This is a genomic window from Arthrobacter sp. PsM3 (assembly GCF_030433895.1).
GTDB lineage: Bacteria > Actinomycetota > Actinomycetes > Actinomycetales > Micrococcaceae > Arthrobacter.
Window position 1 is genome coordinate 1 of the sequence record NZ_JARUXE010000068.1, and the last position, 12,599, is coordinate 12,599.

Annotated in this window: 14 protein-coding genes and 1 riboswitch; of the genes, 5 read left to right on the top strand and 9 right to left on the bottom strand. The window is 67.8% G+C overall.

Annotated features, from left to right (window positions below; genetic code table 11):
- Window positions 1–45: 45 nt before the first annotated feature.
- Complete coding sequence (locus QCD75_RS20755) at window positions 46–849, bottom strand: thioesterase family protein (protein WP_301231382.1); 804 nt, start codon at window positions 847–849, stop codon at window positions 46–48.
- A 72-nt stretch (window positions 850–921) separates the two neighbouring features.
- Window positions 922–1,206 carry a DUF427 domain-containing protein gene (locus tag QCD75_RS20760; protein WP_301231384.1) on the bottom strand — a complete coding sequence of 95 codons (285 nt, stop codon included), beginning with the start codon at window positions 1,204–1,206 and terminating at the stop codon, window positions 922–924.
- A 200-nt stretch (window positions 1,207–1,406) separates the two neighbouring features.
- On the opposite strand from QCD75_RS20760, the gene QCD75_RS20765 reads away from it, so the two are divergent.
- A complete protein-coding gene (locus QCD75_RS20765) occupies window positions 1,407–2,114 on the top strand; it encodes an endonuclease/exonuclease/phosphatase family protein (RefSeq protein WP_301231397.1) in 708 nt (235 codons plus the stop codon).
- 53 nt (window positions 2,115–2,167) lie between these two features.
- Window positions 2,168–3,820, top strand: a complete 1,653-nt coding sequence (locus tag QCD75_RS20770) for a SulP family inorganic anion transporter (protein WP_301231385.1) — start codon at window positions 2,168–2,170, stop codon at window positions 3,818–3,820.
- 18 nt (window positions 3,821–3,838) lie between these two features.
- On the opposite strand, the gene QCD75_RS20775 is transcribed toward QCD75_RS20770, so the two are convergent.
- Window positions 3,839–5,557 (bottom strand): DUF5671 domain-containing protein, encoded by a 1,719-nt coding sequence (locus QCD75_RS20775; RefSeq protein WP_301231386.1) that lies wholly within the window; start codon window positions 5,555–5,557, stop codon window positions 3,839–3,841.
- Window positions 5,554–6,099, bottom strand: coding sequence for a hypothetical protein (locus QCD75_RS20780; protein ID WP_301231387.1), 546 nt, complete (start codon window positions 6,097–6,099; stop codon window positions 5,554–5,556). Before QCD75_RS20780 ends, QCD75_RS20775 begins: the two co-directional genes overlap by 4 nt.
- Before the next feature lie 202 nt (window positions 6,100–6,301).
- Between QCD75_RS20780 and QCD75_RS20785 the strand changes: the two genes are divergently transcribed.
- Window positions 6,302–7,759, top strand: a complete 1,458-nt coding sequence (locus tag QCD75_RS20785; RefSeq protein WP_301231389.1) for a DUF5129 domain-containing protein — start codon at window positions 6,302–6,304, stop codon at window positions 7,757–7,759.
- 5 nt (window positions 7,760–7,764) lie between these two features.
- On the opposite strand, the gene QCD75_RS20790 is transcribed toward QCD75_RS20785, so the two are convergent.
- The 3 genes from QCD75_RS20790 to QCD75_RS20800 all read right to left on the bottom strand — a co-directional run bounded on the left by QCD75_RS20790 (window position 7,765) and on the right by QCD75_RS20800 (window position 9,536).
- On the bottom strand, window positions 7,765–7,956 hold the full coding sequence (locus tag QCD75_RS20790) for a DUF1918 domain-containing protein (RefSeq protein WP_301231390.1): 192 nt from the start codon (window positions 7,954–7,956) through the stop codon (window positions 7,765–7,767).
- Between the two features lie 189 nt (window positions 7,957–8,145).
- Entirely contained in the window at window positions 8,146–9,339 is a 1,194-nt protein-coding gene (locus QCD75_RS20795) for a type II toxin-antitoxin system HipA family toxin (protein WP_301231392.1), read from the bottom strand.
- Window positions 9,339–9,536 (bottom strand): helix-turn-helix transcriptional regulator, encoded by a 198-nt coding sequence (locus QCD75_RS20800; protein ID WP_301231393.1) that lies wholly within the window; start codon window positions 9,534–9,536, stop codon window positions 9,339–9,341. Before QCD75_RS20800 ends, QCD75_RS20795 begins: the two co-directional genes overlap by 1 nt.
- Window positions 9,537–9,802: 266 nt before the next feature.
- Here QCD75_RS20800 and QCD75_RS20805 point away from each other — a divergent pair, with 266 nt between their 5' ends.
- Entirely contained in the window at window positions 9,803–10,390 is a 588-nt protein-coding gene (locus QCD75_RS20805) for a dihydrofolate reductase family protein (protein ID WP_301231394.1), read from the top strand.
- Between the two features lie 56 nt (window positions 10,391–10,446).
- Here the strand turns inward: QCD75_RS20805 and QCD75_RS20810 are convergent, their stop codons facing one another.
- The gene (locus QCD75_RS20810; RefSeq protein ID WP_441005530.1) at window positions 10,447–11,175 is read right to left on the bottom strand and encodes an NlpC/P60 family protein; all 729 of its coding nucleotides are present in this window, start codon (window positions 11,173–11,175) and stop codon (window positions 10,447–10,449) included.
- Between the two features lie 4 nt (window positions 11,176–11,179).
- A riboswitch (cyclic di-AMP (ydaO/yuaA leader) is annotated at window positions 11,180–11,347 on the bottom strand.
- Between the two features lie 216 nt (window positions 11,348–11,563).
- Between QCD75_RS20810 and QCD75_RS20815 the strand changes: the two genes are divergently transcribed.
- Window positions 11,564–11,848, top strand: coding sequence for a hypothetical protein (locus QCD75_RS20815; protein ID WP_301231395.1), 285 nt, complete (start codon window positions 11,564–11,566; stop codon window positions 11,846–11,848).
- A 14-nt stretch (window positions 11,849–11,862) separates the two neighbouring features.
- Here QCD75_RS20815 and QCD75_RS20820 read toward each other — a convergent pair whose 3' ends face one another.
- Window positions 11,863–12,507, bottom strand: a complete 645-nt coding sequence (locus QCD75_RS20820) for a DNA alkylation repair protein (protein ID WP_301231396.1) — start codon at window positions 12,505–12,507, stop codon at window positions 11,863–11,865.
- Between the last annotated feature and the right edge of the window lie 92 nt (window positions 12,508–12,599).

Sequence of the window (12,599 nt, forward strand, 5' to 3'; positions counted from 1 at the left end):
CGCCCCCCCCCCCCGGGGGGGGTCCCGCCGCCGGGCTTCCGGCCCTTAGGACTTCCGGAGCGTCAGGATTTGCTCGGCCCGGCCGAACGGGCCGTTGAGGTCGTGCAGCACGGTCGAGGTCAGGCCGATCCCGTCCGTGCCGAAGGAGACCTCGTTGTCCAGCCCAAGCCACTCCCCTTCGGGCTTCCGGTACATGTGGATCTGGAGGTCCAGGTTGGGGAACGAGTAGCTGCCTTTCCCCGGCGGGACGCGGGCGGCGATCCCGTTGGCGGTGTCCACCAGGCCAACCAGCCGGGCCAGGTCACTGCTGTCGTTCCGGTCCGTCAGGGGGTATTCGGTGTGCAGCCAGACCGTCCCCGAACCGGCGCGGTGCCCGTCGGCAATCTTCATCGTCAGTGACGCGATGTAACCGCCCGGCCACACACTCGCGGCGTCGTACGGTTCACACTCCTCCGGCACGGGGATCACCGGATCCTCAAAGGCCGCGATGGCCGAGGTATCGGAGGTGATCATCCGCCAGGCCGTGGCGCGGATCGCGGTGCGGCCGCCGGCGGTCAGCTCGGCCTGCACCAGTTCGATCGTCCGGCCGGGGCGAAGGGTGGTGGTGACGACGTCGAACTCTCCGCCGGGTATCAAGCCAAGAATCTCGTAGCTCAGGCGCGCCATCCGCATGTCGTCGCGCGGCTCGTGGCGGGCCAGGCAGTCGGCCATGATTCCTGAGGCGGGGGCCATATGCTGCTCGTGCACATTCCAGGCTCCCTGGGCGTGGATGGTGGAGCGGAAACGCCCGTTGCCCAGCACCTCGTAGTAGTAATCTCCCTCGGCAAGCACCGGTAGTACAGCAGTCAAGGTTTGCCCTTTCGCGTGGCTGGTGATTCCAGAACACACTATCGCTTCCCCGGGGCCCTATGGTGCCTGCGTTCAGGCTTCCACGCGGACTCCGCGCCAGAAGGCAAAGTGGCCCTTGATGTGCCCGGCATCGGCCTTCGGCTCGGCGTAGAACCAGGCCGCATCCTGGTTCCGCTGGCCGTCGACCACGAGGCTGTAATAGCCGGCCTCGCCTTTCCAGGGGCAGACACTGCTGTGGCTGCTGTCCTCCAGGTACTCGGCGTTTACCGAGGAGCGGGGGAAGTAATGGTTTCCCTCAACCATGACCGTGTTGTCGCTCTCCGCAATGACCGCGCCGTTCCACATTGCTTTCGCCATGGTGGTGTCTCCTGCTCCTTGCCGGGAAGTGCATGCAAAAGCGCGGCCGCGGCCGCGCACTACCGGGTCAACGTCCGGGCCAGCCCAATGATTCCGTACTTCCGGGCGGGCGCGCGGTCTCAATTCCCACCGGCTTCGCCAGACTGGGTAGACTCGGAATCAGACCTTCCACGACTACCCACCGAAGAGGTGCTCCCCTGATTCGAGTCATCAGCTACAACCTGCGTAAGCACCATGCCAGCGGTGAGCTGGTTGATCTGGTCCGCGATTTTGAGATTGATGCCTTGTGCCTCCAGGAGTGCGACACCAACGACATCCCGGACACCATTGGCGATCTGCACCTGGCTGATTCCACCAAGGGCAACCGGCTGGGCCTGGCGATCTACTACCGCAAGGACCGCTTCACGGCGGGCGAAACGAAGACCTTTGCCCTGAAGAAGTCACTGCATGACCGCGTCCTGTCACCCGCCCACGAGCGGCTCATAGGCACCCGGGTGATTGACAATGAGACGGACCACGACCTGGTCATCGCCTCCTTCCACGCGGCCCCCCTCACGGCGTCAAACTCACTGCGCCGCAACCAGATCCACGCCGCGCACGCGGAACTGCTGAGCATGGGCGGCGGCCTGATGTCACTGATGGTCGGTGACTTCAACTATCCGTTCTTCACCAAATACCTCACCGAAGAGATGAAGGATGCAGGCTACGACCTGACGCTCAGCGACCGCCGGACCTACACGCGGTACAAGGTCTTCAAGGGCCACTTCGACTTCGCCACGTCGCAGGGCCTCAACATCGAGAGTGTCGAAACCCTCCCGCGTGGCGCCTCCGACCACCTCCCCATCCTCATTTCGGCGGAGTACGGCCAGGACGCTCCGGCGGCCGGTTCCGCGTCCCCTGCTGCGTAGCCAGGGCCACCGTGCGCGGAACGTGGGGACTAAAAGCCCCGCCCGGTCTGCGCATGGTGCGGGACTACCAGCGGCCCTGGCTCAAATCTGATCTGACCGCCGGCGCGGCCCTCAGCGCGTTCCTCATTCCGGCCGGCATGGCCTACGCCGAAGCCGCCGGGCTGCCGGCCGTTACGGGCCTCTACGCCTCGGTCATCCCGTTGCTCGCCTACGCCGTCTTCGGGCCCTCCCGGGTCCTGATCATCGGCCCGGACTCCAGCCTGGCACCGATGATCGCCGCCGCCATCCTGCCCCTGGCCGGCAAGAATCCGGACCACGCGGTGGCCCTCGCCGGTGTCCTGGCGCTGCTGATCGGCGGACTGCTCCTGGCCGGCAGGGTCTTCAAACTGGGTTTCGTCACCGGGCTGCTGTCCAAACCCATCCGAGTCGGCTACCTCAACGGCATCGCCGTCGCCATCATGCTCAGCCAGTTGCCCAAACTCCTCGGCATCACGGCAACCGGCGGCTCACTCGTCGACAGCGCGACCGCCACCGCACGGGCGGTCTCCCAGGGAGCCACCAATCCCCTCGCCCTGCTGTTCGGCGCGGGCACCATCGCCGTGATCGTCGTCTGCCGTTTCCTGCCGTGGAAACTTCCCGGCGTGCTGATCGCCGTCGTGGCAGCCACGGCGCTGACCGCCGTCCTTAACCTCACGACGGCTCTTCCCACCGTGGGCGCACTGCCCCGCGGCCTGCCAGTGCCCGCCATCGGCGGAGTCAGCCTCGACGAGGTCCTCGCCCTGCTCGGCCCGGCGGCCGGCATCGCCCTGATTGCCTTCGCGGACACCTCCGTGCTCTCCAAAAGCCTGGCCGCCCGGAAAGGCGGGCAGGTGGACGGGAACCAGGAAATGGGTGCCCTCGGCGTTGCGAACATGGCCAGCGGACTCTTCAGTGGATTTCCGATTTCCGGCAGCACCTCGCGCACGCCTATCGCCCTCGAGGCCGGCGCCAAGAGTCCGCTGGGCGGAGTCGTTGCCGCCGTCCTCGTGGTGGCGTTTATGCTCATCGCACCCGGGGTGACCACCTTCCTGCCTTCCAGCGTGCTGGCCGGCGTCGTGATTGTTGCCGCCACGTCCATCCTTGACCTGAAGACTCTTCTCCGGCTGCTCAGGATGAGCCGGATCGAGGCCGCTTTGCTGGTGGCCACCTTCCTGGGCGTCGCGTTTGTCGGCGTGCTTGAAGGCATCGTGGTGGCCATCGGCCTGTCCTTGATCGCCTTCGTGAGCCGCGCCCTGGACCCCTACCGCACCGAACTGGGCAGTGTGGGGGACGTCCCCGGGTACCACGACCTGAGCCGGCACCCCGAGGGCCAGCGCGTCCCGGGACTCGTGATCGCCCGTTTCGACGCGCCGCTGTTCTTCGCCAACGGCGCCGTCTTCACCGAACACATCAGGAACCTCGTGGCCGGCGCCCCTGAACCGGTGCGGTGGGTGATCGTGGCATCGGAGGCCATCACCGGCCTGGACACCACCGCGCTGGACGACCTCGTGGCACTGGACGACGAGCTGGCGAAACGCGGAATCAGCCTCGTGTTCGCCGAGATGAAGGGTCCCATCAAGGACCGTCTGATCCAGTTTGGCGTCAGCAGCCGCTTTGGCCCGGACCATTTCTTCCCCACGGTCACCAATGCGGTGCGGAACTACAAGAGCACCTTCGACTTCGAGTAGGGGCCGCCGCCGGGCTCCTTAGCCCAGCAGCGGAATCACATCGATCCTGCCGTCAGGGCTGACCGTCACGAGCACCCGTGCTCCGGTCACACCCTCGAGCTCCGCCGCCAGCCGGCCGGCCAGCTGTCCGGCGTCGGCACCGGCGCCAGCCCCTGGCACAGTCCCAGTCCCAGGAACGGCAACAGGAACAGGAAGAGCTCCGACGTCGGCCCGCCGCCAGACGGTCACGCCGGCCCCGGTGACGTCCTCGATGACCCGGTGCAGCGGCGCCGGATCGGTGCCGGTCACCAGCACGACGTGCCCGATGGTCCGCTTCCGGGCTGGTCCTGCCGCCGCGCCGGCGGCACGCTCATCGCGCCACACCGCAAAGTGGTAGCCGGCCACAAGCCCGGTGGCAACGAGCAGGCCGAGCGGGGCCCGGATCCTCTCCACCACGCTGCCGCCCGAGAGGTCGCCCAGGAAGAACTCGAACACCCGGTACCCGATGACCAGGAGGGTGACGACGGCAACCACGGCACTGAGGCCGAACACCACCACCAGGTAAACCCGCCGGGCGTTCTGCCAGCGCCCGGAATCGCCGGCAGCGCCAGGCGTCGCCGCGGGCGTCCGTCGGAGCGGCTTCCACGCAACCCACCAGACGGGGCCTCCAACCAGGAGCGAGCTGATGCCGCCGAGCAGGAGCGTGCGAATCCCGGATCCCACGAACGGGGTGGCCGCCATGGCGAGGACGGCATTGACGATCACGCCGACGCCGGAGGCAGCGGCAACCAGTGCGACGCCGGAGGTGATCAGCCGGCTTCCCTGCCGGACGCCTTCGGAACTTCCGCGGGCCAGCGCGCGGTGGTAAGCCCAGACGAGTGAGCCGACAGCGGCCGCGGCAACCGCCGTCGCCAGCGGTTCAAGCAACTGCTCCGTCGGTTCGGTGCGGTCGAAAGCGAGCCGCAGCAGCGTGAACACCGTCACTCCGGCACCGCCGAGTGTCAGCACCCCGGCGCCGAGGACCCCGACGAGCATGAGGACGACGCTGGCGAGATCGGTGCGCAGCAGCCGGCCGCCGTCGTGTTTCCAGTGCCACCACCAGACCAGGCCTCCGCCCACGGCCCAGACGAGGGACTGCAGCGCGGAAATCCACCAGGACTTGCCCACCATCCCGGCGGCCATGGCCCCCCGGAGAGCGGCATCCAGCAGGATGGACAGGGCTGTGATTGCGCCGCTGACCCCCATCACCAGCCCGATGTAGCTGCCGAGAACCGTGGGGACGTCCGTCAGATCCAGCGGCCGCTTCCGGGGATGGCGCCACATCCAGCGGTGCCAGACCCAGACAGCTGCCCACACCAGGCCGGTGGCCAGGGAAGGACGCCACTGCAGCGACCGCCCGCCGATGAGGGTGGTCAGGGTACTCAGCAGGTTGGTCGTAGCCAGGATCAAGGAGAGCACGTAAACCCCGGTCATATACAGGCCCCAGCCGACCGACGCGCGTTCCGTTTCATCACCCAGGCGCCGCCAGACAACCCACCAGAGGACCGCCGCGAGGGGTCCGCCGATCAGTGCGAAGGCCAGCGAGCGCGCCAGCCCGGCAATATCACCCGTCGCCAGTGTTGTGCCTGCCACCAGAAGCCGTTCCAGAAGGCCGCTGAGGCCGATGGCTGCGATCACCACCAGGGCGAACAGCAGGAGGTAGGTGATCAGGCGGCGGACGGTCCGCTGGGCCGAGCCCGCGGCGGATGCCGCACTCATCGCTTCACCGCTGTGTTCTGGCACACCGTGAGCTGCCACGGGGCTCTGTCGATCAGCCACTTGTCGCCGGCCTTGACCAGGTCAAAGGAGTCCTCCATCTGATACTCGGCGCTGCCAAACGGGCCGCCGCCCTCGGAGACGGTCATCAGCACCCTGACGTCTGCGGACTCCGGTCGCTCGGTCGTTGAGACCAGCGTGACGCGGAGGCTGTCCGCTCCCGTGCGTGGCATGTCGGTGCTGCAGCGGGTCTTGGCTGCATCCGTGAGGTAGGCGGCCGCGGCCGTCTCGTCTCCGGCGATCACGGCGGCGGAATAGCGCTGGACGACACCGGCCGGGGTCGCCGCGTCCAGGGGTGCCGGCTCGCCCCGGGTGAACACGACAATCAGGGCGACAATCACCAGGACGGTGATGGCTGCGAGGATGGCGAGCAGCGTCCGGTCCGGCCGGTGCTGAGCTGCGGCCGGTTCTGCCGCCGGCGGTCCGGGCGGTCCGCTTGCCGGCTTTGGTTCGTTCGGCTCGGGTTCCTGCGACGCTGGACTCATGAGGTCAGTATGTGGCAGGCAGGGCGGGCCGTCATGGTGTCTTTAGGCCCCATTCCCCGCTGACCTGCGGTTTCTCCGCCGTCGGACGCCCCGGACAATGAGCGGGGCGACGACGGGGGCCAGAGCGGCGTGGACGGAAACAGCCTGCCCGGGCGGCGCGGGTCCGTCGACGCTTCCCCCCGGCAGGCATTACGCTCGGGAAATGAGATTCGTGCGGAAAATCCTGGGCCTCCTCCTGCTGGTGGCCATCGGGCTGGTGGGCTCGGGGCCGGCGGCAGTCGCTGTCACGCCGGTCGACGTCGTCGTGGCGGACCGGGCCGGGGTGCTGGACCAGAACAAGCTCCTGCCGGCCGTGCGGGCGATGGACTTCTACCAGCCCACCAAGGTGGCCGTTTACACCTACAACGGCTCGGCCTCGGACAACCTCAACGAGGAGGTCCTGCGCTTCGCCCGGGCCGAGCATCCGGAGTGGATCAGCGAGGACGGGCAGAAGTGGGCGAACGGGCTGTTCATCTTCGCTCTGGACCCTGTGGGCCGGCACGTCGGGACGTACATGGGTGAGGACCGGAAAGTCTCGCTGCAACAACGCGAGGACATCCAGAACGCATCCAAGGACCTCCTTCGCGATGCGCAGTGGACGGATGGCACTATTGCCGGAATCCAGCGCGGCGCCGAACTGATCAACCAGCCGTGGTACCGTTCCACAGCCTTCCTCGTCACGGCATGGACCACCGTGGCGGCCGCCGTCGCGGGCGCCGCGGCGTGGCTGATCGTGCGCTGGCGGACCCGGGTCAGCAGCCGCAAGGAACTCGCCCGCGGCGAGGTCAGCTACTCCAACGTCAGCCTGGACCTCCAGGTCACCGAGCTCAACGCCAGCACCATCCCGGAAGCCTCCCGCTACGGAAGTACCGTGCTGGAGAAGCACCGGACCTTCATGGCGAAGTACAACACCGCGACCGGCCTCTCTAACCAGGTCCATGCCCTCTCCGCCCGGGACCTCAGCAGGCGCCCGAACCTGAAGTTGGTCCGGAGCTACGCGGACGCCGCCGCCGAGCTGGATGCCCTCGACGACGTCATCGCGGACACCAACGCCCTGCTCAACCGTGGCTCCGCGTGGGCGCCTGCCTGGGACCGGCAACTGGCCCCCTTCCGCGCCGACCTGGCCGCGATCGAGCAGATGCTCAGCAAGCGCAACGCCCAGGGCGACTCAGCGACCGCGGCGGCACTGCGCTCCTTCCGTGATCAGAGCCACCGGGACATCGAACAGTGGACCGCGGAACTCTCGGACGGCACGATCACGCCGGAGACCGCCCTTGACCGGCTGCGCGATGCCCGCACCCACCTGTCCGAGCTGCTCAAGAACCACGCCGATACGGTCATCGACGGATACGCCAAGAACGAGAAGGAAGCCTCGCTGATGCGCCAGGAGATGGAGAGCGCGCAGGCCGGAAGCAAGTCCAAGTACGGGCGCACCTACGAGCCCAGCATCCTGGGCACGGTCTACCCCGCCTATTACTTCTTCTCCGTGCCCACCTTCAATTCCGGTTTCAACACCGGCGTCAGCAGTGTCAGCAGCGCCCGCGGCGGAGGCGGCAGCAGCACCGGCTACGGCGCCAGCGGCGGCAGCTTCTCCGGCTCGGGCAGTTCGTCGGGCTTCTAGTCGGATCAGGCGGTCTTGCTGCTGTCGACGACGAAATCGCCGCCGGGGAACAGAATCGTCTCGTGGCCGTCGTCGAACCTGACGTGATACGGCGGGGCACCGTCCGCCCCCTTGACCTCCAGGATTTCCCCGTGGCGGTCCGCTGACTCGACCGTGGTGCCACGGATGATAATGCGGTCTCCCTGGGCTGCTTTCATGGCATTCACCTCCATGCTTCAGCGTACGGTTCTGTCCCCGTTTGGGGAACAGGTCCACGTCAGAAGAGCCCGGCGGTGACCTTGCCGGTAACCTCGTGGGAGACCCGTTGAGGATGCTGTACTTGTGGAAGACGCTGACCCCCCGCTAGGACCGCCGCTGGGATGAGGCCGCGCACGCCGGTCCGTGTATCAGGCCGCCAGTTCCCGCCGCCGGAAGCGGAGTTCCCGCTGCGCCCCGTGCAGCGGAGAACCCGTGAAGGGCAGGTCCTCAAGCCGGACCGCGGCGGCCGCGGCGAGCGCCGTCCGGTTCGCCGCGGCGGCGGCCCGCTGCGGCAGGCCCAGTGAACCGGCAAACTCCGCCCAGTGCCTGGCCTTGAGGTGTCGCGTCTTGCCGCAGACCGGCAGCGCGAGGGTTTCGTCCCCGTACAGGAGAGTGCACGGGACATCGAACACCGGGGCCATCACGAACCCGCGCGGGCTGCCCAACACCGCAAGGTTCTTGGCGTGCAGGTCTCCGTTGCCGGTCAGCCAGGCAAAGACGAATTGCAGGTACAGGTTGCGGCTGGCGAGCAAGGGGGCGGTGCATGTGGCCGCGAGCGCCATGGCCACATCCTCGGAGCTCACGCCGTACTTGGAAGCGGGCGGCAGGCCCAGAACCTGGGTCCCGTCCTCCAGCGGCAGCCGGACCCATGTCCCGGCGGGGCCTTTGACCCGGTCGAACCTTTCCACCAGCAGCCCACGCAAGCCGTTCCGGTCGTGGATGACAGAGCACTTGGCCACCGGAATCTTCAGCGCTTTGGCAGCCTGCAGGTGCACCGCCTCGTTCTCCACGAGGTGGGGATGCTCCGGCGGGTCCAGTTTGAGCAGGTAGCGGTGCCCCTTCACGGCCAGTGGTGTGGTCAGCATCGAGGCACTGGTCTTGCGCTGGACTCCAGGCAGACCGTGGAGATCCACGGCGTTGACCAGAATGGAGAAGTCCAGCGTCTCAGGCCTCGAGGTATCGGCGAGTGTGGGCGGTTCCAGCGGGGGTTCGCCGGCCGGGACCACCTGGACGTCGCCGGGGACATCTGCACCCACGGCCAGCAGCAGGGTCAGTTCATCGTCAAGACTGGTCTTGGTCGCGTTCTTCAAAACTGTGAGCCGGTGGCCCTCCGGAAGCAGCCCGGCGAAGAACGCCGGAAGCGCACCCCCCGGATTCTCCACGGCATCCCCGGACAGGGGGAGGGAGACCGCCACGGCCGGACCGCCGTCGGCGAGGTAGTCCATGGTGTAGCTGAACCGGACCCCGCCGAAGCCGGTCCTGCTGAGGTGACCGGCAAGGGTGCCGCCCTTGTAGACGTCCGCGGCACGAACGAACTTCAGCTCCTGCAGTTCGGCGGCCATCAGCGAGCTGTCAGCCGCAGGCCCAGGACACCGCTTACGGCCGCCACGGCCTGCAGCGAGGGATTGCCGGTGCCGGTCTCGATCGCCCGCACCGTGCGCACCGAAACCCCGGCGAGGTGGGCGAGGTCCTCCTGCGTGATCCCGGCGTCCTTGCGGGCGCTCCGGATGCTGGCCCCGATGGACACCACGTCACCCATTTATCGGCTCCACAGTGATCGACTCCATAGTTGTCGGCTCCAGTCGGCGGGATGCTGCCGGTTATAGCATCCGGTCCTCCTATAGTGCCGCGATACGCCACTTTCGGCAAGATGCTGCCGATCCCGTCCTGCTCGGCCCGTTTACGGCCGGCGGGAGGTGCGTTTCGGCAAGATGCTGCCGCCCGACGTCGGGCCTTCCCTCTCCTGCCACAGCCGCGGTGCGCGGCGTACGCTGGAACCCCGGCAGCCCAGAGAAGGAGCCCCGCATGCGCAAGATCATCCTGATGATGCAGGTGTCCCTGGACGGATACATGGAGGGCCCGGGGCGGGACCTGGGCTGGCACCGGGTCGACGAGGAACTGCACAAACACTTCAACGACGAGCTCCGCGCCATGGGCGGCTTCCTGGACGGCCGTGTCACCTATGAGCTGATGGCCGGATACTGGCCGACGGCGGACCGGGACCCCTCGGCCCCCGCGCCGATAGCCGAGTTCGCGGGGGTCTGGCGGGACATGCCGAAGATCGTCTACTCCAGGACCCTGGCGAAGGCGGACTGGAACACCGAGGTGGTGCGCGACGTCGTTGCAGAGGACATTGTCAGGCTCAAGGACCAGCCCGGCGGTGACCTGGCGCTGGGCGGGGCCGATCTCGCGGCGGCTTTCCGGCGGCTCGGCCTGATCGATGAGTACCGGATCTATGTGCACCCGGTCCTTGTGGGCCGGGGCAAGCCCTTGTTCCAGGAGGCGGAGGCGCTGACGCCGATCCGGCTGCTGGAGAGCCGGACCTTCGGCAACGGCGTGGTGCTGCTGCGGTACGCGGTGGAGCCGGACGCCGGGCGCACAGAAGGCCGGTGATCCGCTGCCCCGAGGCAACCGATCGACCGGCCTTCTGTGCGCTGTTGGCGGTGCTGCTAGCCGGCGCGGACGAACGTCACTGGTCCGGTGGCGGTGAGCCAGGACAGCGGGTGCGCCATGGTGGCGTTGACGCCGTTCATGCCGCCGCTGATGGCCTGGCCGTTGCCGGCGTAGATGGCGACGTGGCCGGACTGGACGATGATGTCGCCGGGCTGGGGGTCAGCGACTACCTTTCCGTACTGCAGGAAGGCCTGCGGTCCGATGTCCCCGACCGGGATGCCGGCAGCGTTCAGGGCCTTCTCCACCATGGCGGTGCAGTCCTGCGTGATGCCGATCTGGCCGTACGCCATGGACAGCAGGGTGGCGTTGACTCCGCCGGCTGCCGGGGCAGCGGCGGGGGCCGGCGCGGCCTGAACCTTCACGGTCGCCTTGGCGGCGGCAGGGGCTGCCGGGGCCGGTGCGGCGGGGGCCGTCGGAGCGGCTACAGGCTTGGGCGCCTCGACCACGGGAGCCGGGGCAGTTTCAACGACCGGGCGCTCGAACGTGATCTGGACGGCGGAATCTGCCATGACCGGCGCGGAGACCTGGCCCTGGATGTCAACGGACGACGCCGGCGCCGAGTCGCGTTCGGCCGGTGCTTCGGCTGCATTGGCGGCCATGGCGCCGCTAAGCACCATTCCGGATGCGGCGACGAGGACTGCGGCCTGGCGGCCGATGGTACCGGCGGTGCGGCGTTTGCTGCGAAGGTCGGCGCGTTTGGGCGCACGGGTATTGCTGAAAGTCATTAAAGGAGCCTCTCCCAATGCCTGCGAGGTGAGCTGTCGGATTCGGATGGGAGGCACCCGGCCGCACGCTGGCCCGATCATGGCGGGCCGTGCGGCTTCACCCCAAGACCCCTGGAGAACAGCGGGTCAAAAGTGGTTTCCCCGTCTCTGCCGGACGTTGCTGCGAGTTATCCCCACGCCGCGGCAGAGTTAGGCAATCGGCAGGGGAGAGCCTGTCTCGGAAACAACAGGCACCCAACAACGGTAACGGAATGATTACAACAAGTCACATTGGGGTAACGCCGGGTAGGTTTCGCGGGGCACAACGCCCCTGCCGGATGCGGGCGGACTTACCGGCCCCGGGCATAGGATGATGCCATTACCGTTCCCCCGAAACGGAGGCCCGACCATGAACAACCCCAAAGGCATCAGGCACTGTGTCGCCATCTGCCAGCTGAGCAATCAGCCGCAGGAGGACTTCAACGTCAACACCGAACTGCTGGTGCTGGAAGACGGGGCGGTTCACGTGTCCACGTGGGACGCCGAGCCCCGCGACGGCGGCTTCGACGCGCACGTCCTGAACGACCGGGTGGACGCCCTCGGCTTTATGGTGATCACCGATTGGGAGTTCTTCGACGAAAAGGCCTACGCCGTAGTGGAGCGGCGGCTGCCGCACCAGGAGAATACCCGCTGATCAGGGCCGCCCGGTCAGAATTCCAGCTCCGGGCGGCGCCTGGCCATCTCGGCAAGCACGAGCGAGACCGCGTCGGCGGCGGCCGCGGCGCCGTCGTCCTCCGTCAGGTTCGGCTCCGCCAGCACCGCGCGGGCGTGGCGCACGAACCGGGACCACTCCCCCGCGCCGGCGCGCAGCCCGCGCAGCGGGGACAGCAGGGCTGCGCGGCGCAGCCAGCCATCGGGATCCCGCACCCACCGGTCCAGGACGCTGTCAGCGCGGACCCTGCCGACGACGTCGAGTCCTGCGATCAGGGGGCCGATGACGTCGATGGCGAGCGGATCGACCAGCGCGCCCACCCGTGCGCTCCGCACGAAGCCTTCGATCCGGGTCAGGTCCGTGTTGGTCAGCAGACCGACGCTGGATTGGAGGAGGACGACGGCGGCGAGGCGGCGTTCGAAGACGGGCACCTCCCATAACTCGGAGCCTAGGGCAGTGATTTCATCGTGGGTCAGGCCAGGATGGCGGCGGAGCGCGTCGCGGACCGTTCCGCGCACGGCGCCGACGGACGCCCCGTAGTAGCGGTGACCGCCGCCGCGCCTCGCCTCGGCTTCCTCGGCGCGGCTCCACGACGACTCACGCTGGAGCGCCAAGTCTATGAATTCACCGGCTTCGCTCATTGGGCTATTCTGTCGCATGTTTGCTGCCCGCTTTTAATGTCGCAGGTGCCCGATAGTGTGTTTCCATGGACGGCAAGCAGGAGCCCGGTGTG

Coding starts and splice junctions, on each gene's coding strand:
- QCD75_RS20790 (WP_301231390.1), bottom strand. CDS start 7,956: ATGAAAGCAGCCCAGGGAGACCGCATTATCATCCGTGGCACCACGGTC.
- QCD75_RS20805 (WP_301231394.1), top strand. CDS start 9,803: ATGCGCAAGATCATCCTGATGATGCAGGTGTCCCTGGACGGATACATG.
- QCD75_RS20800 (WP_301231393.1), bottom strand. CDS start 9,536: ATGGGTGACGTGGTGTCCATCGGGGCCAGCATCCGGAGCGCCCGCAAG.
- QCD75_RS20770 (WP_301231385.1), top strand. CDS start 2,168: ATGGTGCGGGACTACCAGCGGCCCTGGCTCAAATCTGATCTGACCGCC.
- QCD75_RS20775 (WP_301231386.1), bottom strand. CDS start 5,557: ATGAGTGCGGCATCCGCCGCGGGCTCGGCCCAGCGGACCGTCCGCCGC.
- QCD75_RS20810 (WP_441005530.1), bottom strand. CDS start 11,175: ATGACTTTCAGCAATACCCGTGCGCCCAAACGCGCCGACCTTCGCAGC.
- QCD75_RS20785 (WP_301231389.1), top strand. CDS start 6,302: ATGAGATTCGTGCGGAAAATCCTGGGCCTCCTCCTGCTGGTGGCCATC.
- QCD75_RS20780 (WP_301231387.1), bottom strand. CDS start 6,099: ATGAGTCCAGCGTCGCAGGAACCCGAGCCGAACGAACCAAAGCCGGCA.
- QCD75_RS20815 (WP_301231395.1), top strand. CDS start 11,564: ATGAACAACCCCAAAGGCATCAGGCACTGTGTCGCCATCTGCCAGCTG.
- QCD75_RS20760 (WP_301231384.1), bottom strand. CDS start 1,206: ATGGCGAAAGCAATGTGGAACGGCGCGGTCATTGCGGAGAGCGACAAC.
- QCD75_RS20820 (WP_301231396.1), bottom strand. CDS start 12,507: ATGAGCGAAGCCGGTGAATTCATAGACTTGGCGCTCCAGCGTGAGTCG.
- QCD75_RS20795 (WP_301231392.1), bottom strand. CDS start 9,339: ATGGCCGCCGAACTGCAGGAGCTGAAGTTCGTTCGTGCCGCGGACGTC.